The sequence below is a fragment of the Brevundimonas aurantiaca genome, assembly GCF_014199955.1.
Lineage (GTDB): Bacteria > Pseudomonadota > Alphaproteobacteria > Caulobacterales > Caulobacteraceae > Brevundimonas > Brevundimonas aurantiaca.
Genome location: NZ_JACHOQ010000001.1, coordinates 123432 through 147108 on the forward strand (window position 1 = coordinate 123432; position 23677 = coordinate 147108).

General features: G+C 66.0%; 21 protein-coding genes. 9 read left to right on the forward strand and 12 right to left on the reverse strand.

Annotated features, from left to right (window positions below; all coding sequences use genetic code 11):
* Window positions 1-330: 330 nt before the first annotated feature.
* The gene (locus GGQ93_RS00565) at window positions 331-2274 is read left to right on the forward strand and encodes an FRG domain-containing protein (protein WP_183214803.1); all 1944 of its coding nucleotides are present in this window, start codon (window positions 331-333) and stop codon (window positions 2272-2274) included.
* Window positions 2275-2356: 82 nt separating this feature from the next.
* Here GGQ93_RS00565 and clpB read toward each other — a convergent pair whose 3' ends face one another.
* Both clpB and GGQ93_RS00575 read right to left on the reverse strand, forming a co-directional pair.
* The gene (gene clpB, locus GGQ93_RS00570) at window positions 2357-4945 is read right to left on the reverse strand and encodes an ATP-dependent chaperone ClpB (RefSeq protein WP_183214804.1); all 2589 of its coding nucleotides are present in this window, start codon (window positions 4943-4945) and stop codon (window positions 2357-2359) included.
* 149 nt (window positions 4946-5094) lie between these two features.
* Window positions 5095-7353 carry a TonB-dependent receptor domain-containing protein gene (locus GGQ93_RS00575; RefSeq protein WP_183214805.1) on the reverse strand — a complete coding sequence of 753 codons (2259 nt, stop codon included), beginning with the start codon at window positions 7351-7353 and terminating at the stop codon, window positions 5095-5097.
* A 198-nt stretch (window positions 7354-7551) separates the two neighbouring features.
* Between GGQ93_RS00575 and GGQ93_RS00580 the strand changes: the two genes are divergently transcribed.
* Together GGQ93_RS00580 and GGQ93_RS00585 are read left to right on the forward strand one after the other, a co-directional pair.
* Window positions 7552-9189 (forward strand): serine hydrolase, encoded by a 1638-nt coding sequence (locus GGQ93_RS00580; protein WP_182714810.1) that lies wholly within the window; start codon window positions 7552-7554, stop codon window positions 9187-9189.
* An 87-nt stretch (window positions 9190-9276) separates the two neighbouring features.
* Entirely contained in the window at window positions 9277-9762 is a 486-nt protein-coding gene (locus tag GGQ93_RS00585; protein ID WP_183214806.1) for a hypothetical protein, read from the forward strand.
* A 31-nt stretch (window positions 9763-9793) separates the two neighbouring features.
* On the opposite strand, the gene GGQ93_RS00590 is transcribed toward GGQ93_RS00585, so the two are convergent.
* From GGQ93_RS00590 to GGQ93_RS00600, 3 genes are all read right to left on the reverse strand, one after another.
* Window positions 9794-10540 (reverse strand): DUF4893 domain-containing protein, encoded by a 747-nt coding sequence (locus GGQ93_RS00590; RefSeq protein ID WP_183214807.1) that lies wholly within the window; start codon window positions 10538-10540, stop codon window positions 9794-9796.
* A gap of 51 nt (window positions 10541-10591) precedes the next feature.
* Window positions 10592-11302, reverse strand: coding sequence for a DUF4893 domain-containing protein (locus tag GGQ93_RS00595; protein WP_152950675.1), 711 nt, complete (start codon window positions 11300-11302; stop codon window positions 10592-10594).
* Window positions 11303-11422: 120 nt separating this feature from the next.
* A complete protein-coding gene (locus tag GGQ93_RS00600; RefSeq protein WP_183214808.1) occupies window positions 11423-12364 on the reverse strand; it encodes a DUF4167 domain-containing protein in 942 nt (313 codons plus the stop codon).
* A 339-nt stretch (window positions 12365-12703) separates the two neighbouring features.
* On the opposite strand from GGQ93_RS00600, the gene GGQ93_RS00605 reads away from it, so the two are divergent.
* Together GGQ93_RS00605 and GGQ93_RS00610 are read left to right on the forward strand one after the other, a co-directional pair.
* Window positions 12704-13954 carry an NAD-dependent epimerase/dehydratase family protein gene (locus GGQ93_RS00605; protein WP_224764411.1) on the forward strand — a complete coding sequence of 417 codons (1251 nt, stop codon included), beginning with the start codon at window positions 12704-12706 and terminating at the stop codon, window positions 13952-13954.
* 8 nt (window positions 13955-13962) lie between these two features.
* On the forward strand, window positions 13963-14856 hold the full coding sequence (locus GGQ93_RS00610) for an SDR family oxidoreductase (protein ID WP_183214809.1): 894 nt from the start codon (window positions 13963-13965) through the stop codon (window positions 14854-14856).
* A 9-nt stretch (window positions 14857-14865) separates the two neighbouring features.
* Here GGQ93_RS00610 and GGQ93_RS00615 read toward each other — a convergent pair whose 3' ends face one another.
* The 3 genes from GGQ93_RS00615 to GGQ93_RS00625 form a co-directional block, all read right to left on the reverse strand.
* Window positions 14866-15294, reverse strand: a complete 429-nt coding sequence (locus tag GGQ93_RS00615) for a J domain-containing protein (protein WP_082382722.1) — start codon at window positions 15292-15294, stop codon at window positions 14866-14868.
* A 16-nt stretch (window positions 15295-15310) separates the two neighbouring features.
* Complete coding sequence (locus GGQ93_RS00620; RefSeq protein WP_054766206.1) at window positions 15311-16147, reverse strand: division plane positioning ATPase MipZ; 837 nt, start codon at window positions 16145-16147, stop codon at window positions 15311-15313.
* 143 nt (window positions 16148-16290) lie between these two features.
* The gene (locus GGQ93_RS00625) at window positions 16291-16791 is read right to left on the reverse strand and encodes an SPOR domain-containing protein (RefSeq protein WP_183214810.1); all 501 of its coding nucleotides are present in this window, start codon (window positions 16789-16791) and stop codon (window positions 16291-16293) included.
* Between the two features lie 291 nt (window positions 16792-17082).
* Between GGQ93_RS00625 and panC the strand changes: the two genes are divergently transcribed.
* Window positions 17083-17943, forward strand: coding sequence for a pantoate--beta-alanine ligase (gene panC / locus GGQ93_RS00630; RefSeq protein ID WP_183214811.1), 861 nt, complete (start codon window positions 17083-17085; stop codon window positions 17941-17943).
* A gap of 103 nt (window positions 17944-18046) precedes the next feature.
* Here panC and GGQ93_RS00635 read toward each other — a convergent pair whose 3' ends face one another.
* Complete coding sequence (locus tag GGQ93_RS00635) at window positions 18047-18802, reverse strand: hypothetical protein (protein ID WP_183214812.1); 756 nt, start codon at window positions 18800-18802, stop codon at window positions 18047-18049.
* A gap of 108 nt (window positions 18803-18910) precedes the next feature.
* Between GGQ93_RS00635 and GGQ93_RS00640 the strand changes: the two genes are divergently transcribed.
* A complete protein-coding gene (locus GGQ93_RS00640; protein WP_152950680.1) occupies window positions 18911-19516 on the forward strand; it encodes an LOG family protein in 606 nt (201 codons plus the stop codon).
* Between the two features lie 105 nt (window positions 19517-19621).
* Window positions 19622-19915: a DUF8200 family protein gene (locus GGQ93_RS00645; protein ID WP_054766211.1), complete on the forward strand. Its 294-nt coding sequence runs from the start codon at window positions 19622-19624 to the stop codon at window positions 19913-19915.
* 17 nt (window positions 19916-19932) lie between these two features.
* On the opposite strand, the gene gltX is transcribed toward GGQ93_RS00645, so the two are convergent.
* The 3 genes from gltX to GGQ93_RS00660 form a co-directional block, all read right to left on the reverse strand.
* A complete protein-coding gene (gene gltX / locus GGQ93_RS00650; protein ID WP_183214813.1) occupies window positions 19933-21267 on the reverse strand; it encodes a glutamate--tRNA ligase in 1335 nt (444 codons plus the stop codon).
* Between the two features lie 77 nt (window positions 21268-21344).
* Complete coding sequence (gene dksA, locus GGQ93_RS00655; RefSeq protein ID WP_054766213.1) at window positions 21345-21779, reverse strand: RNA polymerase-binding protein DksA; 435 nt, start codon at window positions 21777-21779, stop codon at window positions 21345-21347.
* A gap of 174 nt (window positions 21780-21953) precedes the next feature.
* Window positions 21954-22379: a flagellar assembly protein FliX gene (locus tag GGQ93_RS00660; RefSeq protein WP_183214814.1), complete on the reverse strand. Its 426-nt coding sequence runs from the start codon at window positions 22377-22379 to the stop codon at window positions 21954-21956.
* Window positions 22380-22562: 183 nt separating this feature from the next.
* Here GGQ93_RS00660 and GGQ93_RS00665 point away from each other — a divergent pair, with 183 nt between their 5' ends.
* A complete protein-coding gene (locus GGQ93_RS00665) occupies window positions 22563-23675 on the forward strand; it encodes a flagellar basal body P-ring protein FlgI (RefSeq protein WP_054766215.1) in 1113 nt (370 codons plus the stop codon).
* Window positions 23676-23677: the final 2 nt, after the last annotated feature.

Consider the following 23677-nt stretch of genomic DNA (forward strand, 5'->3'; position numbering starts at 1 on the left):
CGCCTATAACCCGGCGTGGGGGCGTCCGCCTCGTGCGGCGTCCAGAGCCCCTCCCCCCCGCGCAAGCGGCGCGGCGGTCCCCCTCCCCGCAGGCGGGGAGGAGACGGTGCGACGGCCCTTGCCTGTCTCCTCCCCATGAAATGGGGAGGTGGCGCGACGCGAAGCGGCGTGACGGAGGGGTTCTACGCCGCATCACCAGCATCACCCCGCCTGTTACCGTCCCACCCGTCAGAAGCTACAGTTTACTAGGCTAGAGCGCGCTCAACCTTTAGGAGACATCTCAGACCTCACCCCACAACCTCGGCGATTTTGGATCGAAGGAGATTTTTGATGGACATCAGCGTTGGGAGTGCGGCAGAGGCCGTCGCGAAATGCCAAGAACTGCTTGTGGCGGGACGAGTCAATTTTTTCCGGGGCCAAACTCATGATTGGCCCAAGCTATTGCCCTCACTCTCAAGGCGCGATGGCGAAGAAAAGGTTCGTGCAGCCGCCGAGTTGGCTGCATTCCTAGAATGGGCTCAAGCGGTCCCGCAAATGGCATCCTACTGGTCGTCCATGTCAGCGATGATAGCCATCGCCCAACACTACAGCGTACCGACCACTTTTCTCGATCTGACGACTTCTCCCGAAGTGGCCCTTCTATTTTCCAAGACGGAAGGAGAAAATCCTCCCAATTCGAGATCGGTAATATATTGCTTTCCTCGAGACGTGCTTGAGATAGCAGAAGGGGTAGAAATAGTTGAAATAGATGTATCTAATCTTTGGCGACTAGAGGCACAGCACGGCCTATTCATAAACGTTACAAACGAAGATGCCCTGCAAGATTTGCGAGAGAAATCGATCCGCATTCATTTTCCATCAGAAAAAATTTCTGATGTCGAAAAAATAAAAATATACCCGACCAGAAAAAGCGCGTTGGAAATTGTAATAGATCAATGGATATATAGAAATACAATCGATAATGTTTTCCATCAATTTCGTTCCTCCGCCACGGTCTGGACCGGAATAAAAAGAAACACATACCCAGGAGCGTTTCGGTGGCGGACTGTACCGGAGTTGCTTTCAAGCTGGATCGACGACGAGCAGAATTGGCTTGTCCCGACCAGAGAGAGCGTTTCATCGATCGAAGATGTGCAACTAGTCTCGGTGGCGGCGCTGGACCTCAGTTCTCCGACCCGCGCCATTGAATCAGCAAGGGCGGCCATTGCCCCCAGCATCCGGGATTTTAGGAGTGGCGGCCCTCTGCCACAGTACGTCGTAACGCTGGCTAACTCTCCTCAGCACGACGCTAGCGTTTCGACCATCGTCAACAGGTGTTGGGATGGATTGCGAGTTCTTCCTTACCGGCTGGAAGAGTTGATCGAGAGTTTGTGCCTTACCGTGGCAGTTCTAGCGGGTCGCGCTGAGGGCGTCGCAGACATCGATGACTGGCCTAAGCATCTCTGGGGCGAGGTCGAGTTAATCGATGCGGCGCCCGTCGGTGGTCATTTGGAAGCCGCGCCGGTCTCAAAAGCCATGCTCTATGATGCAGCAGAATTTCCAGAACGAGACCGGTTCACGAAATACATGAAACGACGCGCTCGGTCGGATAAAATGGCAGCCATGGATCTAGTTGTGGACCCATGGCTAATATTCGACTTTGAGAAGCTAAAACACCTATTTGTTACTCAGTTTGTGCCGATGTCGATTGATGGATTTTGGAAATCCGATCTTGAAGAGTGCGACGGGAAGCTAGAATGTATGTGGAGCATATCGTTCAATCCGGCGCTTCTAGGTTTCGTGACCAATAGCCGTTACAGATTTAATTCGCCATCGGGGCTTGAACCTCAAATTGATCGTGTGATTTACGTCGCAAAGGACATGAGTAGTCCGGACTTAGAAGAGGCTTTCTTATCCTGCATGCCCATAATTATAAGAAAAGGTGAGCCGTTCAATGTTAAATTCATCGACTACTCAATGGATGATCGCCCGATATGGGAAATCCCCAAAGCAATTGAGCAGTGCAGACGGATCGTTGAGATTGGGGGCATCTCCGTTCTCAGGGTTTTTTCGACGATAAATTTCAATGACGAGCCGGAGGAGGACCACGGGCATCCAGGACTCGGAGCGTTTGAAGTTTGGCTAATCGCCAAAGGTAAGCTCGCAGCAATGCAAGGAAAGGCTCTCGATCCGAATTCTCAGTTGTTCAAGAATTTCTACGCCGACCTATTGAAATCAAATCGTAAAATTGATCGAAAGGCAGAAGCAGCATCGGACTGGCCTGGCGCTGTTTAGTCAGCTTCGGCTTTAATCAGCCTTCGATGCACCCTGGCCTTCCCGATCCCGGGTCCGCTACGCGGCCCGGGATCACAAGGAACTAATGGACTTGGGCTTTGCCTATGGTGAGCCCACCAGCCCCCGCCGTCACCGCAATCACCCCGCCGTCCTCGATCTCGCCGGCCAGCAGCTTCCTCGCAATCGGGTCCACCAGCTCCTTCTGGATCACCCGTTTCAGCGGCCGCGCCCCATAGGCCGGGTCGTAGCCGCGGTCGGCGAGCCAGGCCAGGGCGGCGTCGTCCAGGTCCAGCGTCATGCGGCGGTCGGCCAGCAGTTTTTCGAACCGTGACAGCTGGATCCGCACGATCCCGCCCATCTGGTCGCGGCCCAGGCGGTGGAACAGGATGATCTCGTCGATCCGGTTCAGGAACTCGGGCCGGAAGTGGGCGCGGACGGCGTCCATGACGAAGGGGCGGACGGCCTCCACATCCTCGCCCTCGCCCTGATCGGCCAGATACTGGCTGCCCAGGTTGGATGTCATGATGATCAGGGTGTTGCGGAAGTCGATGGTTCTCCCTTGCCCGTCTGTCAGGCGGCCGTCGTCCAGCACCTGCAACAGCACGTTGAAGACGTCGGGGTGGGCCTTTTCGACCTCGTCGAACAGGACGACCTGATAGGGGCGGCGACGCACGGCCTCGGTCAGGGCGCCGCCCTCGTCATAGCCGACATAGCCGGGAGGGGCGCCGATCAGGCGGCTGACGCTGTGCTTCTCCATATATTCCGACATGTCCAGCCGGGTGATGGCGGCCTCGTCGTCGAACAGGAAGTCGGCGAGCGCCTTGGTCAGTTCGGTCTTGCCCACGCCGGTCGGGCCCAGGAAGAGGAAACTGCCCAAAGGCCGGTTGGGGTCGTTCAGGCCGGCGCGGGCGCGGCGCACCGCGTCGGAGACGGCGGCCAAGGCCTCGTCCTGGCCCACCACGCGGGCGGACAGGGCCTCCTCCATCTTCAGCAGTTTTTCGCGCTCGCCCTCCAGCATCTTGTCGACGGGCACGCCGGTCCAGCGGCTGACGACGGCGGCGATCTGTTCGGCGTCGACCACCTCGGGCGTCAGGGGGCCGGATCTGTCGGCCTCGTTCGCCTCGGCCTCGGCCAGCTGTTTCTCGATCTGGGGGATCTGGCCGTAGGCGATCTCGGACGCTCTCCCCAGGTCGCCGGCGCGTTGGGCGTTGGTCAGTTCCAGACGCAGACGGTCCAGGGTTTCACGCAGTTGCGCGCCCTGCCCGACCTTTTCCTTCTCGGCCTTCCACTGGGCGGTCAGGTCATCGGACTGGCCTTCCAGATCAGCGATCTCGTCCTCCAGCTTCTCCAGCCGGTGTTGAGAGGCTTGGTCGGTCTCCTTCTTCAGGGCCTCGCGCTCGATCTTCAACTGCACCAGGCGGCGGTCGATCTCGTCCAGGGCCTCGGGCTTGGAGTCCACGGCCATGCGGACGCGGCTGGCGGCCTCGTCGATCAGGTCGATGGCCTTGTCCGGCAGGAAGCGGTCGGTGATGTAGCGGTTCGACAGGGTGGCGGCGGCGACGATGGCGCTGTCGGAAATGCGGACCCCGTGGTGGACCTCGTACTTCTCCTTCAGTCCACGGAGGATCGACACCGTGTCCTCCACCGTCGGTTCGGAGACGAAGACCGGCTGGAAGCGGCGGGCCAGGGCGGCGTCCTTTTCGACGTGCTTCCTGTATTCATCCAGCGTCGTGGCGCCGACGCAGTGGAGTTCGCCGCGCGCCAGGGCCGGCTTCAGCAGGTTGGAGGCGTCCATGGCGCCGTCGCCCTTTCCGGCGCCGACCAGGGTGTGCATCTCGTCGATGAACAGGACGATGCCGCCCTCGGCCGCCGAGACCTCGGACAGCACGGCCTTCAGCCGCTCCTCGAACTCGCCGCGGTATTTGGCGCCGGCGATCAGGGAGCCCATGTCCAGCGCCATCACGGTCTTGTCGCGCAAGGATTCGGGCACGTCGCCGTTGACGATGCGCAGGGCCAGGCCCTCGACGATGGCGGTCTTGCCCACGCCGGGCTCGCCGATCAGGACGGGGTTGTTCTTGGTGCGGCGGGCCAGGACCTGGATGGTGCGGCGGATCTCTTCGTCGCGGCCGATGACCGGGTCGATCTTGCCGTCGCGGGCGGCCAGGGTCAGGTCGCGGGCATAGCGTTTCAGGGCGTCGTAGCCGTCCTCGGCGGCGGCGCTGTCGGCGGTCTTGCCCTTGCGCACCTCGGCGATGGCGGCGTCCAGCTTGTCGGCGGTCACGCCGGCAGATTTCAGCACTTGGGCGGCGGTTCCGCCCTCCTTGGCCAGGGCCGCCAGCAGGCGTTCGGTAGTGACAAAGGCGTCGCCGGCGGATTTTGAGGACTCTTCGGCGGCGGCGAAGACGCGGGCGGTGTCGCCGTCCAGATACAGCTGGCCCGAGCCGCCCGTGACCTGGGCGCGCTTCTTCAGGGCGGTTTCGACATCGGCCTCGGCGCGACGGGCGTCGCCGCCGGCGGCGGTGATCAGGTTTCTGGCCAGACCGTCGCGCTCCTCAAGCAGGACCTTGAGCAGGTGTTCGGGGGCGAACTGCTGATGGCGACGGGCCAGGGCCAGCGACTGGGCCGACTGGACGGCCTGTTTGGCGCGGTCGGAATAGAGATCGAGATTCATAGGTGTCCCCTCATCAGGCGGATTTCGCCCGCGCCGCCCTTTCAGGAAGCGACGACACGGGTCTGTGAAATCCAGATGGTGTGACCCGTCGGGCACACAAGGGGTGGCGGGCGGGAGATTTCACCCCGCCCGCGCTTCGCCGTCATGTCTCAGCCGCCGGTCGGGCCGGTCGAGAAGTCGAACTGTTCCGGCTGGCGGCGCGGCCCGCCGAAGTTCCAGGTCAGGCCGATGTAGAAGGCCCGCAGCTTGATGTCCTGCTCCGAGCGTTCGCGGAACTGCGGCGTCTCATAGATCGTCGTGGTGTTGAAGGTGTTGAACAGGTCGCGCGCGGTGAAGTTGAACGACAGCTGCTCGTTCAGCTTGCGGCGATAGCCGAGATTGACCATGCCGCCGGCCTCGCGCCGCCCCTGGGCCAAGAGGCTGTCGCCCTGCCAGAAGCTGGACAGTTGGACGAAGTCCTTGGCCGTCGGCTGCCAGTTCAGGCTCAGACGCCCGCTGGCCAGTGTCGCCTCGCGGTCTCCGCCGCCGACCACGGCGCCCGAGTCGATCTCCTGACGGAAGACATTGACCCCGGCGCTGTAGCGCAGGGTCGACAGCAGCCGCCCATTCGCCGTCGCCTCGACCCCCACGTCCTGGCGCGAGCCCAGGTTTTCGGGCCGGGTCAGGAAGACGCCGCCGCCGATGTCGGTCGCCACGTCGGTAAAGGCCTTGTCGGTGTTCCGCAGATAGGCCGTCGCCTGATAGAAGCTCTGGCCCTTGCGCATCTGCCACATGGCTTCGAAGCTGTCGGTCTCCTGCGGCTCCAGGTCCGGATTGCCGGACCGGACGTTCAACGGGTCCTGATAGGCGACGAAGGGGTTTAGCTGGCCGGGCTGGGGCCGCTGGATGCGGCGCGAATAGCTGGCGCGCAGGGTCTGTTCGGCCGACAGCTGATATTGCAGATGGGCCGTCGGATAGGCGCGGAAATAGTCCTGGGACGCCGAGGCGCCGCCGGTCAGATCCTTGATCTCTATGTCCGCCTGTTCCAGGCGCAGGCCCAGCTGAGCCGACAGCTTCTCGCCCAAAGGACGTTCGTAGGTGGTGTAGAGGGCGTGCACCGTCTGCTCGGCCTCGAACCGGTTGTTCAGGGCCGGGACGGGCGTCAAGGCGGCCTCGGACGGGCCACGCAGGAAGCCGGCGTCCTGCTCGGGCCGCTGAAGGTTCAGCTCATAGCCCAGGCGCAGCTTGCCGCCGTCCGACATCGGGCGGGTATAGGCGCTGGTGAAGCCCCAGGTGACCTGATCGACCTCAGTCCGAGTGCGCTCGTACAGGGCCGCCGCCGCCGGCGTCAGGAAGGTGGTCAGGGCCTGGCTGGTGTTTTCATTGCTGTTGGAATCGTAGCGCAGTTCGTTGGACCATTCATGGCCGTCGCCGTCGAAGCGGCGCAGCACCCGGGCCGTGGCGCCCCAGTTGGCGAAGTCAAAGTCCGACGATCCCTCGCGCCGATAGGCGTTCGTCACCGCCCCGCCCGCGTTGCGTGTTTCGAACAGGCTGGAGGCCGAGCCCGTGCCGTCGAAGGCCACGCCGCGCAGTTCGCCGGTGATCTGGGTCTTGTCGTCCAGCTTGTATTCGGCGGTGAAGCGGCCGAAGGCGCCGTTCTGCTCGGACTCGATCGGCTGATCGACGGTGGTGGTCGAAACCACGGCGCCGGTCGTCGGGTCCAGTTGCTCGCGCGTCCGGGTAAAGCTCAGCTCCGTCGGATCGGACCGATAGCTGACGTCGCCCGACAGGGTCAGCCGGTCCTTCTGCCACGATCCGCTGAGGCCGGCGTTCCAGCGGCCGTTGTCGCCGACATTCGCCCGCACCGAGCCGGTGGATTGCGTGCCCGGCTTGGGCGCCGTCGGCTTGGTGATCAGATTGATGACTCCGCCCGACCCCTCGGGGCTGTAGGCGGCCGAGGGATTGGTCATCACCTCGATCCGCGCATATTGGCTGGCGGGCAGTTGGATCAGCGCCTGCCCGCGACCGGGGCCGGTCAGAATGCCGGACGGGCGACCGTCGACCAGTATGGTGACATTGGCGTCGCCGCGCAGGGAGACATTGCCCTCCGAGTCCACATCGACCGAGGGCACGTTGCGCAGGGCGTCGGCCAGGCTGCCGGAGGTCGCCTGCAGATCATTGGCCAGGCTGTAGCTGACGGAATCGATCGAGGTGCGGACGTCGTCGGCGCGCGCCGTCACCGTGACGTCGCCGACCGTCGCCGGTTTGTCAGAGGCGGCCGGCGCCTGCCCGGCCGGCGTCTGGGCCGGTCTCTGCTGAGCAGGCGCGGGCGTCTGCGACGGCTCCGGCGTTTGCGCTTGGGCCAGGGCGGCGGCGGGCAGCACGGCCCAGGCCGCGCCGAGCAGCAGAACGAGTTTGGACGACGTCATCCCCGATGATCCTGAAGGTGCGGCGGACGGCTTCCGACGCTTATCGATAATCGTTGCGTATCGAGCCTGCTTTGCAATGCAAAGTTACATCTTGGACAGGTCCATTACACCTTCGTCATCCTTGCTCCGAAAGCGATGGGTGACGCGCGCGAAGCGGCGCGTTAGCGTGTCGCCGCATCGAGAGTTGGAGCCCGCGCCTTGCCCCTGAACCTGACCCGTCGTCGCGCCCTGGCCGGCGCCCTCCCGCTGAGCGTCGCGGCCCGCCCGGCCCTGGCCTGGAACGCCGCCAACGACGATACGGCCCTGGCCGAGGCGGTCGACGCCTATGTGAAGAAGGCGATGGCCGCCTGGCCCGACCAGCCCGCATTGGGAATCGCCGTGGTCAAGGACGGCGCCGCCGTGCTGACCCGCGGCTATGGGGTGAAGGTTCAGGGCAAGCCGGCCGTCGCCGATGAACACACCCTGTTCGCCATCGCCTCCAACACCAAGAACGTCACCGCCGCCGCCCTCGCCATTCTGGTCGATGAGGGCAAGGTCAAATGGGACGCGCCGATCAAGACCTATCTGCCCGATTTCCGGCTGGTCGATCCTTACATCACCGACCACATCACGGTTCGCGACACCTTGAGCCACCGCGCCGGTTTCGGCCTGGGCGCCGGCGATCTGCTGTTCTGGCCCAACAGCGACCGGACCCGCGCCGAGGTCTTGGCCCAGGCCGCCTTCGTGCCGATCGAGGACGGGTTCCGCGCTCGATACCATTATTGCAATCTGATGTTCGTGGTCGCGGGGGCGGTGATCGAGGCCGTCTCGGGCCAGACCTGGGAAGACTTCATCCAGACGCGGATTCTGGACCGCGTCGGCATGAGCGAGACCGTGCCCCTGGCGCGCCTGGCTGACCCGGCCAAGTCCGCCCTGCCCCACGGCCGGGTCGGGCCGCCGCTGCGCTATCAGGGCGCCATGACTCCGATCGCGGATTCGATCGTGGAGGTCTGGAATTGGGACTCGGCCGCCGCAGCCGGCGGAATCTGCACCACCCCGGCCGACTGGGCCAAATGGATCGCAGTGCGCCTGAACGACGGGCGGCTGCCCGACGGGACGCGCCTGTTCTCCGAAGAGTCCGCCAGGGAAATGTATCGCCCCAACATCATCGTCGGCAACTCGCCGGGCCCGACGGCGGAATTGCCCAACCGCTCCATCGCCTCGACCTACGCCTTGGGCCTGCAGGTTCAGGACTATCGCGGCGAACGGCTGATCAGCCACGGCGGCGGATCGCCCGGCGGCATTTCCGCGACCGTTCTGATCCCCGGCCGCAAGGTTGGGTTCAGCATCTTCTCCAACGCGGAAGAGAGCTTCCTGCTGCGGGCTCTTCGCTCAGGCATCGCCGACATCTGCATGGGCAAGATCGACAAGGACTGGATCGCCGATTCCAAGCGACTGGAGGCCGAGGGCAACGCCAAGTCCGTCGCGGCCGCCGCCGAGATCGACGCCAAACAGGCGGCGGGCGCGCCGCCCTCCATGCCTCTGGACGCCTATGCCGGAACTTGGCGGGATCCCTGGTATGGCGACATCGTCATCGCGCCCAAGACCCGAGGGCGGGGGCGCGACCGCAAGCCGGGCTTGTGGCTGACCTTCACCCACACCCCGGCCCTGCAAGGCTGGTTAGAACCCTATGACGGCGAGACCTTCCGCACCCGCTTCCCGGACAAGCGGGAGGAAGACGCCTTTGTGACTTTCGACATCCAGACCGCCAAACCCGCCACGGCGACGATGAAGGGCGTCTCGCCGGACATCGACTTCTCCTACGATTACCAGGATTTGAGACTGACGCGGATTTGAACGTTCGGCCTGTGACCTAGGCGCGCAAGGGCGGAACGCCTAGAACCAGCAAACGCTGTCCTTCCATCAACCCAAAGGAGGACAGCCATGTCGAATTCAGAAACGCCCCGCGCGCTAGACCGCGAAGAAGCGGACATGGTCCGGCAAAGCCAGGCCCTGGACGAGCGGTCGCCGGCAGAACTGCGGGAATTGATCGGTAGGCTGCGGGCGCGCCGAGACAAGGCGCAGCGCCAAATCCGCACCCGCGCCCGTTCGGCTCAAGCGCGAGGCGAAACCGCCGGGGCCGACACCGGCGCGCGAGAGAAGAAGGCGCTGCTGACGGAGGCGATCGCGCGCGTCGCCGAAGCGATGGACGCCCGTCGGAGCGAGGGCGACGGAGAGACCAAGAGGGCGACCGACAATCTTCGCGACGCAGTCCGGCGCAAGGCTGAGAACCCGACTTGGACCGGCCCCGAGGACCGCACGGCGGATCAAGGACCGAGCGAAACTCCAAACACCAAGATCGCCCCCTCGGGCGCCCTGCACGCCGAGGGCATGCGGGCCGCTATTTCGCGTTCAACCGGCAATCGTTGACCCCAGAGACCTGAAGCCCCTCCTGCGGACTTCAGGTCCTGATTTCCAGCAGCTCCAGCTTGGCTTCCTGCTTCGGCCAAGGGAGGACAAGCCGCCAGCGGCTCTGGCCGATTCGCTCCAGAACGCCCACCTGATCGCGTTCCGGACGATCGCCATAGGCGGGAAAGCCGGTCTCGGCGTCGCTGAGGGCCTGGGCGCCGATATAGACGAGGCGACGATCCGTGTCGGGATAGAGCAGGCCCTGAGTCCGCTGCGACCCCGTCGTCTTGGTCAGAACCAGATCCCCGCCGGGGGTCGTCTCCACCGAACAGGCGAACCAGGGATAGTCGACATAGGCCAGACCGGTTCCCTCCCCGCGCCGCCCCAGCTTGATCGTGCGGCACCGATAGGTTCCAGGCGGCGGTTGGAGGCGGTCCGGCAAGGCGGCGTTGGGGTCGACCAATGGCCCCAGGGCCTCGACCTCAGAGGCGAAGCCGGCGGCCTCGGCCTCGGCGCGGGCCATACGCCAGGCCTGGTCCAACCGACCGAGCAGGCTGGCGTCGGCCGCCGAGGCGACCTGACGCCAATCGTCGCTTCCGCCTTGAAGCCCGCCTTGAGCTGCGGAAGGTGCGGCTGCGGCGGCGGCTGTCGCGGGCGGCGCGACGCGCGGGGGGACGCCTTTGGCGGGCGCGCTGACGGCCGGCGAGGTTTCGGCGCGGCTGCCCGGACTGTTCTCACCGCAGGCGGACACCGCGAAGCCGAGAAGCAAGGGCGCAAAGAAGGTCGGGGTGCGGCGCATGATCGGCGTCTCCATCGGTTCAGGAGACGAACGGTCAAGCCGCCGCGCGGTTCAGTCGGTCTTGGCCGGAACCAGTTCGATCAGGTCCAGGTTCGACTCATACTGCGGCCACGGCAGCACCAGACGCCAGCGCGCCTCGCCGATCCGTTCCAGAACGGCGACCAGATCGCGATCACTGTTGCGGCCATAGGAGTTGGCGGCCGGTTCCTGGGCCAGGGCCATGGACCCCAGCAACAGCATGTGCCGGTCGTTCTCGGGGAACAGGAGGCCCGAAGGCCTCTGGGAGCCGGTCAATTTGGTGAACTTCAGACCGCGCGGCGTCTGTTCGATGCGACAGGCGAACCAGCCGTAAACCACATAGCCCAGTCCGTCCTCGCCGCCCTGGGAGCCCAGTTTCACGGTGCGGCAGCGGTAGTCGCCGGTCGGCGGGGTCACGCCGGGGCGTGCGGCGGACGGATCGATCAGATCGCCCAGACTGTTCAAATCGCCCGAACCGCGCTGGCGTCGCGCCTGTTGCAGGGCCAGATCCCAGGCGGCGTCACGACGCTGATAGCGATCCCGATCGGTCGAGGTGATGACGCCGCGCCAGTCCATCAGAACCCCGCCCGTTACGGAAGAGGGCGGCGGCGGGGGCGGAGGCGGCGGCGGGGTGGAGGCGCAGGCCGCCAGAGCGAGAAGGCCCGCCAGAGCCAGACCGCCCTTCGGCCCGGCCCCTGAGGCCAGGCGTCTAAGCGAGGGACAAGGCGGACGTATCTGGCGCATCAACGCTTCCCTGTGAAAAGGCGTCCGAGGGGACGGACCTTGCGGCGAAGTCGGTCTTTTAGGCCCTTGGTCGGCGGCCCGCGTCAAGACCGCAGCCGCAGATCACGGCTTGGCGGGGGATCAGCCTTCGCTCTCGGCCGCAGCCTCGGCCTTGCGGCGGGGCGCGCGGCGGCGCGGGGCCGGCTCGCCCTCCTCGACCGTCGGAGCGGGGGCGGACGAGCGGGTCAGAAAGCCGGGCAGAGCCGTCGGAGTCTCATCATCGCCCGTTTCGGCTGCAACGGCGGGACGGCGCGACCGGCGCGCCGGCCGCTCGTCCGTCTGAGGGACGTCGCTCTGATCCGAGACCGGAGCCACCGACTCGGTCTGGGTCGCGGCGGCGGCGTCATCGGCGACCGCTTCGATCGGGCGGCCTTCGCCCGACTGGCCTTCGCCCTGGGTGTCGAATCGGCGCTGACGCTCCTCGCGACGCCGCTCCCAGCGCTCACGGCGGGTTTCGCGGCGACCGCCGCCTTCGCCCTCAGCGCGCATCTCGCCGTCGTCACGCGATGACTGGCCGTCGCGGTCGCGGTTCTGGTCGCGGTCGCGGTCGCGATTGTAGTCGCGCTCCCGGTTTTGATCCCGGTTCTGGTCGCGGTTTTGGGACTGCTCCGCGCGCTCCGCCGCTTCCTGAGCCTGGCGATCCGCCGCCTGCTGCGCCGCCATGAAGGCTGCGGCCTGGGCGCCGGATTCGTCTTCGAAATCGATGTCAAAGCCCTGGTTCGACAGTTCGCGCGCGGCGATGTCGGAGAAGGAGCGTTGGGGCTGAAGCGCGCGCAGAACCCGGTAATAGTGTTCGGCGTGCTGTTGGTAGTTCTCGGCCAACACCCGGTCGCCGCTGGACGCCGCGTCACGGGCCAGCTGCTGATAGCGCTCATAAACGGTCTGGGCGTTGCCGCGGACCTTGATGTTTTCGGGCCCTTGCGAATCCCACGAACGATTCGGATTGGCGTTGTTGGCGTTATTGGCGCCCGCCTTGTTCCGATTGCGTCCGCGCTGACGCTTCATGCCCTTGAAATCTCTCATTCGCGCTACCGTGTGCAGGGATGGAGCCAAGCCGTCGGGCCGGGTCCGTCCGTTTCGTGGTTCCGTTTCGCTCGGGGCCGATCCCCGATTGTCGATCTGTCGGAATGCCTTGTCGCCCGCATGGTGCGCCGGCCCTGTGGGGACCGACCGTCATGGCCGGCTCAAGCCGCGAACAGCCGGGCGAAAACCCGTAAAGCTGCGTTTGAGTGGGAGACGAGAGAGACTTAGCGTGTGCGCCGTCCCTTTCCAAGGGGTTTTCGACAAAGCGTCGCACCTTGGGCCACGGCTCCGCTTTGCCGACAGCCCTCGGGTGGGCTAGGCAGGCTCTTTAAGGCGACGATGAGGCTTTCTCCCATGCGGGTTCTGGTTCTAGGCGGCGACGGCTTCTGCGGCTGGCCGACGGCCCTGCATCTCTCGGCCCAGGGCTGGGACGTGACCATCGTCGACAATCTGAGCCGGCGGAATATCGACAATGAGCTGGAGGTCCAGTCGCTGACGCCGATCCGCACCATGGGCGAGCGGATCAAGGCCTGGAAAGAGGTGTCGGGCCGCGACATCGGCTTCGTCAACATGACTGTGGGCAAGGAGTTCGACCGTCTGGTGGCCCTGATCCGCGACCTGACGCCCGACAGCGTGGTCCATTTCGCCGAACAGCGCGCCGCCCCCTATTCGATGAAGTCGGCGCGGCACAAGCTGTACACGGTCGACAACAACATCAACGCGACCAACCACCTGCTGGCCGCCATCGTCGAAAGCGGGCTTGACGTGCATCTGGCCCACCTGGGCACCATGGGGGTCTATGGCTACGGCACTGCGGGCCTGCGCATCCCCGAGGGCTATCTGAAGGTGACGGTCGAGACCGACAACGGCCCGGCCGAGCAGGAGATTCTGTTCCCGCCGAACCCCGGCAGCATCTATCACATGACCAAGACTCAGGACGCCCTGCTGTTCCAGTTCTACGCCCGCAACGACGGCCTGCGGATCACAGACCTGCATCAGGGCATAGTCTGGGGCGCCCAAACGGCCGAGACCAGGCTGGACGAACGTCTGATCAATCGCTTCGACTACGACGGCGACTATGGCACGGTGCTGAACCGGTTCCTGATGCAGGCGGCGGTCGGCTATCCGCTGACGGTGCACGGATCGGGCGGCCAGACCCGGGCCTTCATCCATATTCAGGACACGGTGCGCTGCGTCGAACTGGCGCTGAACAATCCGCCCAAGCGCGGCGATCGGGTCAAGATCCTGAACCAGATGACCGAGAGTCGGCGTGTGCGCGACCTGGCCCGGATGGTCGCCGACATGACCGGCGCCGAAGTCCACAATGTGCCCAACCCCCGCCAAGAGGCCGACGAAAACGATCTGGTCGTCGCCAACGACCAGTTCCGGGAACTGGGGCTGAAGCCGATCACCTTGGCTGAAGGTCTGATGCAGGACGTCACCGAGATCGCCCGGCGCTACGCCGAGCGGGCCGATCTGAGCCGCATTCCTTGCGTCTCGGCCTGGAACCAACGCCGCGCCAAGGCGCTGGAAAGCCAAGCGCGGCCGTGCGCGAGTTCGCCCGGTTCGCCCAACATTCTGACCGCCTGAGCCTGTCGATGAACCGCCCCGTCACCGCCCCCTCCCTGCTGGTCTTCGGCGGCGGCTATCTGGGGCGGGCCGCAGCGCGCGAAGCCTTGAAGCGGGGCGGCCAGGCGACAGCCACCTCTCGCGATCCTGAACGCCGACGGTCCCTCGCGGCTGAGGGTGTTTCGGCCATCGACCCTGCGGACGCCGACGCCCTCAGGACCGCGCTGGAGTCGGCGACGGCCGTGCTGATCACAGCGGCGCCGGACGCCCACGGCTGTCCGGGCCTGCGCGCCTTGGCCCCCGTCGCGTCCCAGGCCTGGCCCGATTGGATCGGCTATGTCTCCTCAACCAGCGTCTATGGCGACCGAGCCGGCGGCTGGGTGTTCGAGGACGGGCCGCTGAACGCCGCCAGCCTGGAGGGCGCCCGTCGAGTGCGGGCCGAACGCGACTGGCTGGACGGGGCGCAGGGCATGGGGCTGACAGTCCAGATTTTCCGTCTGCCCGGTTTTTACGGCCCCGGTCGCAGCGTCATCGATCGGCTGAGAGACGGCACGGCGAGACTCGTTCGGAAGCCGGGCCAGGTGTTCAACCGCATCCATGTCGATGACGTGGTGTCGGCCTTGTTCGCCTCCATGGACCGGCCCAGGCCCGGCGCCGCCTATAATCTGACCGACGATGAGCCCTCGCCCGCCAACATGGTGGTGGAATGGGCGGCCGACCGGATGGGCCTGCCCCGTCCGCCGGAAGTCGATTGGACCGATGACAGCGTCAGCGAGGCGATGCGCCGCTTCTATCTCGATTCCAAGCGGGTCTCGAACGCCCTGGCCAAGGCCGAACTGGACTGGCGACCGGCCTATCCCAGTTGGCGGGAAGGCCTGGAGGCCTTGCTGGACGCGCCGCCGCCGCTTCGCCTGGTCAGCTGATCGCGCGTCTCAAGCGCCTCTGTTCTTCTTCAGGAGGCGGTCCCGCGCCGCATTGACTCGGATCGCCAACCCGGCCGTGCCGCCTTGGTCGGGATGGACGCGGCTCATGGCGTGTTTCCAAGCCGCGCGAATCTGCGCCTCGTCCGCGTCCGGAGGGACGCCGAGCACTGCGCGCGCCTCGGCCTCGGTGATCGGCTCGGAACGTACGGGCGTCCGCATCCGCGACGACCAGACCAGATAGAGGCCCGCCGCCGCGAGGCCTGCGCCCCACAGCCAAGCGCCCCTGAAGGCCGCCAAAGCCCCGCCGGCCAGAAGCGCAGACGCGAGCAGGGTCGCCGTCACCCGCCAATGGGCCCGACCACGTCTTTCCGTCTGTCGTCCCAGTCGCACCAGGGCCCAGACGGCGACGGCCGCCAGGGCCAGTCCAATCAGAGCCACGCGGTCATCCGGCCTTTCAGGCCGCCACGTCCAGCGGCGCCAGGGCCTGTTCCAGACCCATGGCCTTCATCAGATTGCGCAGCTCCTGGCGGGCCGCGACATGGGCCAGGGACACCGCCACCGGCCGCACCTCATTGGACAGGTCTGCAACCGTCAGGCCGAAGGGGAACAGCTCGCGATAGATGACCCGATCACGCAAGCCCGGCCCGACGCGGAAGCCGACCCGCTTGGCCAGCTTGTTCATCCGCTCTTCCAGTCGCTTGCGGTTGCGCGCCTCGGCGACGGCGAGACGGTTCGTCACGACCAGCCAGTCGATGGTCGCTTGCCGGCCCTGGGTGATCGCCCGAACCTTGCGGGCCTCCCAGACGCTTTCGGAATAGATGGAGGGCTTCAGCAGCTCCAGCGAGACTGGGTCCACCTCGCCCAGCAGGTCGAAGTCGACAAAACTGTCGTTCATGGGGGTCACGATCTGATCGGCGCGCGCATGGGCGGCGCTGGACACCGCCGTGTCGCCGCCGGGGGTGTCGATCAATATGGCGTCCACGCCTGCGGCCGCAGCCTCGGCGAAGGCCTTTTCGAAGGCCGCGATCTGCTCATCTGTCCCGCCCTTGGCCAAGGCCTTGCCGTCGCCCATGTCGGGCATGAACGGCTGGGGCAGCGTTTGGCCGTTCGCGGCCAGCCAAGCCTGACGGTTGGTGAAGAAGCGCTGCATGGAGCGCTGGCGCAGATCCAGATCGATGATCGCCACCGTCCGCCCCGCATGCAGCAGGCCGGTGACGATGTGGATCGCCAGGGTGGACTTGCCCGCCCCGCCCTTCTCATTGCCGAGGACGATCACGTGTGGCTGCGTCATGGAGGAAACCCTCTGTGGCGGCCGACGCGACTCAGTGCAGCGCGGCCTTCGGACGCCTTAGACTCGGCGCACAGAGGCCAAACGTCAACGCGGCGTTAACGGCCATCTGTGGACTTTGCTCTGGTGGAAGGGACGCCCGCCGGTCAGCCGGCGCGACGGCACCAGGGATCGGCCACCTGGGCGGCCGCGCACAGGGCGCTGGCGGTCTCGGTTGGAATAGGCCCAACCCGCAGCCGGGTCAGACGACGACCGGCGACCTCGACGTCCTCGAATCGCGGCGAAAAGTCGGACAGACCCGCCTGGGTTCTCAGCCGCGCCCAGGCGGCCCGCGCCGCAGCTTCGCTGGAAAAGGCGCCCAGCTGGATCAGTCGACCCTCCGCCGACGAGGTCGGCCGCGGCTCCGACCGGATGACGGCGGGGCGCAGAACCGGCCTGTCGGCACGATCGACCGCCTCGACAAGCGCAGGAGCGGCGGCGCGCATGGCGGGCTGGACGGCCGGTTGGACCATCCGCGTCACCGCACCCCTTAGACCGGGCTCCCGGTCAGGCTCGGGTTCCGTCCGCCTTTCGTCCGCGCCAAGCCGCCCCGCCATGGCGTCGCGGGCGTCCCACATCTCATAGGGCGTCATCAGGGCGATTTTCACGGGCGAGAATTTTGCAGGCCGCAAACCCTGAGTTTCGGCGCGAGTTTTTTGCGCAGCTGCGGGCCTGGGGGCGTCCGGGTCCATCGGAATCTCGATCGCAGCGATCCGATCGGCGGCGGACTGGAAGGAATGACGGTCGCCCTCGACGGCCCCGCACCCGGCAAGCCCGAGGGTGAGGGCGATCAGAACTGGACGGGTCGCTGCTGCTGGCGTCATAAGCACCACCCTAGTCGCCAGGGCTTGAGGTCTGGTGCATCGACACGCTTAAGGCACAAGGTTAACCGGTTCACCATGACCCAGCCCGCTTCGCTCCTCGTCGTTCGTTCCGTCGCGGAACTGCGCGCCGCGGTACGCGACTGGAAGAGACAAGGCCTGACGGTGGGCCTGGTTCCGACCATGGGCGCCCTGCATGACGGCCATCTGGCCCTGGTGCGCGAAGCCGTTCAGCACGCCGATCGGGTGGTGGTCTCCAACTTCGTCAATCCGACCCAGTTCGCCCCGACCGAGGATCTGGCCCGCTATCCACGCCAGCAGGCGGAGGATGCGCGGCTGTTGTCCGGCGTCGGCTGTCCTCTGATGTTCGCGCCCGCGCCAGAGGACATGTACCCCGAAGGCTTCGCCACCAGCATCGCCGTGACGGGTCCGGCGATGGGCCTGGAAGGCGATTTCAGGCCTCAGATGTTCGGCGGGGTCGCCCTGGTGGTGACCAAGCTGTTCAACCAGGTTCAGCCGGACTTGGCCGTGTTCGGCGAGAAGGACTATCAGCAGCTGATGGTGATCCGGCGCTTCGTCCGCGACCTGGATCTGCCGATCGACATCGTCGCCGTTCCGACCCAGAGGGACGAGGCCGGCTTGGCCCTGTCGTCGCGAAACGCCTATTTGTCGCAAGACGAATTGGCCGTGGCCCGCCGGCTCAACCGCATCCTGGCGGCGGCGGCAGCCGATGCCGCGTCGGGGCGTCCCCTGCCCGGCGTCGAACGAGACGCCTATGCCGCCGTGCTGAAGGCCGGCTTTGAGCGCATCGACTATGTGGCGGTCCGGCGGGCCGAAGACCTGTCGGTCTTTCGCGACGGCGTGGTCGACGCCCCCGCGCGCATTCTCGCCGCCGCCTGGCTGGGCAAGACGCGGCTTATCGACAACCTGGCCGTCTGAAAAAAGAGCCCGACGCAGGCGCCGGGCTTTGAATGGAAGTTCGGTGATGGTGTGTCCCAGAACGGGACAGATTCATCTGTCCGCCGCTTCGGTTAACGAAGTCCTAACCGCCGCGATCCGGCAGCCATGTGGTCTGACGACCGCTCGGTCCGGTCGGCCAGGTCAGCCGCCATCCGTCGCCGGCCCGTTGCGACTGAAAGTCCGCCTGAGAACCGACGCCGGGATAGTCGAACCGTTCGCCGTCCACGACGATCGACGCTGCACCCCCGTCGGGGGCCGTCGCACGCCAGCTGCCGCCGGTGCGGCTCAGGACCGGCGCCCGCCTTCCGTTGATCGTCACCTCCGGCGGCGGTCCGTTCGCGCGACCGGAGACGATCAGGACCGCGCCGTCGGAATCCACCGCATCCAACCGACCCCGGCCGTCCAGCCGGGTCGTGGGCTCTCCGGCCGCGATCAGGATGATCGGCCCCGCTCCGCCCTGCAGAAGCACCAAGGTCTCGGGCGAGGGCGCGGCGTCCTCCCCGATCTGCACCTCCGGCCTCAGCCGCATGTCGCCTGGCGTCAAGGGCGCCCGGAGTTCGAACCGGCCGGCGGCGTCTGCGCTGACCGCCACGGCCGCTCCGTCCCCCGCGCGAAGCACGACTCGGGCGTCGGGCGCCGCCGCGCCTCGAACCACCACCTGTCCCCCCTCGCGCCGAGCGGCGTCAACCGTCGGCGGCTGCGTCCAGGGCGATTCCACCGGGGCGCCCGGCTCGGACGCGACGGCGGCGTCCTTCTTTTCCGAACAGGCGCTCAAGGTCGGCGCCACAAGGACCAGAGCCGTCGATAGGGCCGCCTTGGCGACGATCCAGCGTTTCATCCTTGGTTCCGACACGATATGGCTGGCGCCCAGCGGCCGAGAGTCTGTTAGCTCGATCGCCGCCCGTTTGGCCATGGCCGACGGCGCATCCGTTCATTTCGAGGCCTCATGTCCCTGCCCCCTGTTTCGATCCAGCCTTTCGAAGGCCCCTCCGTCTGCCTGTTCTGCGGTTCGTCCGATCGGGCCGATCCCACCTACGTCCAAGCCGCGCGAGAGTTTGGCAGGGCGACGGCCGAGGCGGGATGGCGCCTGGTCTATGGCGGTGGCGGCGTGGGCCTGATGGGCGCCTCGGCGCGCGGAGCCCATGAGGCGGGCGGACGCGTGCTGGGGATCATGCCGGCCTTCCTGCGCAGCCGCGAGCGCCTGTTCGACGAGGTCGAGACGGTCGTCGTGACTTCCATGCATGAGCGCAAACAACTGATGTACGACCAGTCCGACGCCTTCGTGGTCGCTCCGGGCGGCATCGGAACCCTGGAAGAGGTGGTCGAACTGCTGTCCTGGAAGCGGCTGGATCTCCATCAGAAGCCCGTGGTCTTCCTGAACCTAAACGGCTTCTGGAACGGCTTTTTCGATCTGATGCGTCACAGCGTCGACGAGGGAATGACGCCGGCCGATTTCCTGAACGCCTGGACGGTGGCGGACACGGTGGAGGCTGCGCTGGAGCAGATTCAGACGGATCCCATGGACGGGGCGCGTATCTATGATCGCCGATAGGTGATCGCCGGTCACAATCGACGCCGCGCATCTTGACAGTTTTTATCGAAAACTGACATTGACGCCCGACGGCACGACGCCGTTCTTCAATTTCGGAGAGTTTTCATGCGCGTCCTGCTGATCGCCGCCGCCGTTTTCGCCGCCGCCCCCGCCGTCGCCCAGACGCCCGCCCCCACCAGCCTGGTCCTGGCGGATGCGGCCAAGGCCCCCGCCCGCCCGACCATCATCGACGGCGCGCGCTGGTCCTGCGAGGGCTCGGCCTGCACCGCCTCGGGCGGCACGGAACAGCCGGCGACGCGCGCCTGCCGCCGCGTGGTGCAGAAGTTCGGCCCGGTGACGGCCTTCTCCTACAAGGGCAAGACGCTCAGCGCCGAAGAACTGGCCGCCTGCAACGCCTGATCCAGGCGTGAGGCGGCTTAGGCCGCCTCGCCTTTCAGGCGCCGCTGGATGGTCTCGCGACCGATCAGCGGCGCCAGGGCCGCCATGTCCGGCCCATGGGCCTGGCCCGTCAGCGCCAGCCGCAAGGGCATGAACAGGGCCTTGCCCTTGGCGCCCGTCTCGGCCTTGACGGCGTTCGTCCAAGCGGACCAGGCCGTCTCATCAATGACCTCGGGCAACAGGCCGGCGGCGGCCTCGATGAAGGCGGCGTCCTCGATGACGGGCTGGATCGGCCCCCGCACGACCTTCGCCATTTCAACCACATCGGCGAACTTGTTCAGATTGCCCCGCACCACGGACCAGAAGGTCTCGCCTAGATCCGCGTCCAGAGCCTGCAGCCGGGGTTGAGCCGAAGCATAGTCCATGACGTGCAGCGCCTGGGCGTTCAGCCGGTCCAGATCGGCCGTGTCATACCGAGCCGGCGACCGGCCCATCTTGGTGAAGGCGAAGGTTTCGCCCAGGGCCTGAACCGATGCGGCGACCTCCAAGGGGTCGGAGGTGCCGATCCGGCCCAGATGGCTGGTGATGGCGATCGGCTCGTAACCCTGGTCGCGCATGTCGCTGATCGACAGGGAGCCCAACCGTTTCGACAGGGCCGCGCCGTCGGCGCCGACCAGCAGGGGCATGTGGGCGAAGCCGGGAACCGTCGCCCCCAGGGCTTCGAAGATCTCGATCTGTGCGCCGGTGTTGGTGACGTGGTCTTCGCCGCGAATGACGTGGGTGATCGCCATGTCGATGTCGTCCACCACAGACGGCAGGGTGTAGAGGAACAGGCCGTCCTCGCGGATCAGAACCGGGTCGGACATGGAGGAGGTATCGACCTCGGCGTGGCCGCGCGCCAGGTCTTCCCAGGCGACCCGCTTGCCCTCCAGCTTGAACCGCCAGTGAGGACGACGCCCCTCGGCCTCATAGGCCGCCTTCTGTGCGTCCGTAAGGTCCAGCGCGGCGCGGTCGTAGATGGGCGGCAGGCCGCGCGACAGCTGCACCTTGCGACGGCGGTCGAGTTCGTCGGCCGTCTCATAGGCGGGATAGAGCCGGCCCGACGCCTTGAGCCTGGCGGCGGCCTCCTCATAGCGGTCGAAGCGCTTGGATTGGTTATAGCGCTCGTCCCAGGTCAGCCCCAGCCAGGTCAGATCGTTCTCGATCCCCTGCTCGAACTCCGGCGTGGAGCGCGCCAGGTCGGTGTCGTCGATCCGCAGCACGAAGGATCCGCCCTGCCCCTTCGCGAACAGCCAGTTCACCAGGGCGGTGCGGACATTGCCGACGTGCAGCTTACCCGTCGGCGACGGGGCGAAACGAACCTTGACGGACATGAAGACCTAGACCTCAAAAGCGAGGCGGCTAGGTCGCGCCGCAACCCCGCGAAGTCAAGGCTTGGGTCCCTCGAACTTCAGTCGTCCCGGTGAACCCGCTCGCGGCGTTCGTGGCGCTCCTGCGCCTCGACCGACAGGGTCGCGGTGGGGCGAGCCTCCAGACGACCCAAGCCAATGGGTTCGCCGGTGTCCTCGCAATAGCCGTAGGAGCCGTCCTCGATCCGCCGCAGGGCGTCGTCGATCTTGGAGATCAGCTTGCGCTGCCGATCGCGGGTCCGCAATTCCAGGGCGCGATCCGACTCCGAAGAGGCGCGATCGACCAGATCGGGATGGTTTTCCGTCTCCGCCTTCAGGTTGACGACCGTCCCCTTGGACTCGCGAAGGATTTCATCCTTCCAGTCCAGCAGCTTCTTTTTGAAGTAAGCCAGTTGCCGCTCATTCATGAACGGCTCGTCGTCCGACGGGCGGTAAGGACCGGTTTCGTCGGACACAACGGACGCCAAGGCGCTCATCCCACTCACGCTCTCTAATCACGCCCCCCTGTGGCGTAGGGGCCGTATAGTCAGCCCGACGAGTCGCGGCAACGGCGTTCGCGATTCCGTGATCATGATTCCGTGAGCGCCTTGATGAAATAGGAACCCAGCTAAGGCCCCGTCCTCGATCTTGAAAAGCCGAAGCTTTTACGATCAAGCCTCGCCGCGACGCAGTTCGGCCTTGGCCAGTTCCACAGCGGCGCGCAGGTCGATCTGATCCAGCACGGCGTTCAACCCCGCATCCCCGCCATCGGGGCGCTCTTCGCGCAGATTGCGGGCCAGCCGTTCCAACAAGGCGGGATCGCCCTCGCCGGACAACAGAGCCAGTTTCATCTCGTCGAGCCGGTCCAAAAGCCCTACGCCCCGCTTGATGGCGCGCCGACGTTTTTCCAGCGGCCCCTCCACGCCTTGGAGAGCCATCAGGGCCGAGACGTCGGCGACGCTCGTCGGTGCGGCGGCGGCTGAAGCGGCGGTGGGCGCCGACGCCCCGCCGGCTTGACCGAGCGAAAAGCCGCTGGCCGAGCGAGCGGACTTGCCGCTGGTCGGGGCTTGGGGGCCCGTGGTCCCTGTGACCTTCATCCGCGCATGCTCCGGCTCATGATCCCATCCTTGAGGAACGGAGTGACCGTTTGGTTAACAGCTGGGCAGAATCTGCCCTCACCATCCACCCGCAAGCCGCCACACCACCATATTTTCAACAGCTTAGATCACGGCACGATCCTGGCATAAGGTATCAGAAGAAGCCTCAGAGACGTCCGACCCATGCAGAATCTGCTCGCCCGCCTCGTCACGCCCTTGGCCGTCCTGGCCCTGGGCGTCAGCGCGTCCGCGGCCGCAGCCCAGTCGCGGATCAAGGACATCGCCGCCGTTGAAGGCGTTCGCGGCAACCAACTGGTCGGCTACGGCATGGTCATGGGTTTGAACGGCACCGGCGATTCGCTGCGCAACTGTCCCTTCACCCGGCAGTCGCTGGAAGGCATGACCGAGCGGCTCGGGGTCAATATCCGCGGCGCAAACGCCAACACCAAGAATATGGCCGCAGTCATGGTCACGGCCGAACTGCCGGCCTTCGCCACGCCGGGTTCGCGCATTGACGTCAACGTCTCCTCCATGTGCGACGCCAAGAGCCTGCTGGGCGGATCTCTGGTCGTGACCAGCCTTCAGGGCGCGGACGGCCAGGTCTATGCGGTGGCCCAGGGCTCGGTCCAGACGGGCGCCGTCTCGGCCTCCGGAGGATCAGGTTCTTCGGTGACGCGGGGGGTGCCGACGGCCGGCCGGATCGCCTCGGGCGCCTCTGTCGAGCGCGAGACAGGCTTCGAAATGGCCAATATGAACGAGGTCCGGCTGAATCTGCGCAATCCGGATTTCACCACCGCCCAGCGCGTCGCCGCCGCCGTCAACGCCGCCTTCCCCGGAACCGCCCTGGCTGAGAACGGAACGGTCGTGGCCCTGCGGGCGCCCGGACAAATGGGTATGGCCGGCTTCATCAGCCGTGTGGAAAACCTGCCCGTCACCGTCGATTCACCCGCCAAGGTCATCATCGACGAGGTGAACGGCGTGATCGTCATGGGCGATGCGGTGCGGATCTCGCGCGTGGCCATCGCCCAGGGCAATCTGACCATCTCGGTCGATGAACAGCCCTTCGTCAGCCAGCCCGCCCCCTTCAGCCAGGGACAGACGGCGGTCGTGCCCAGCACCCAAGTCAATGTCGAGGAAGACCTGGGCACCCAGATGCGGCTGGTGGGCGGCGGAACCAGCCTGTCCACCCTGGTGAACGGCCTGAACGCCCTGGGGGTCAGCCCCAGGGACATGATCAGCATCCTGCAGGCGATCAAGGCGTCCGGCGCCTTGCAGGCCGAGATCGAGGTGATGTGAGC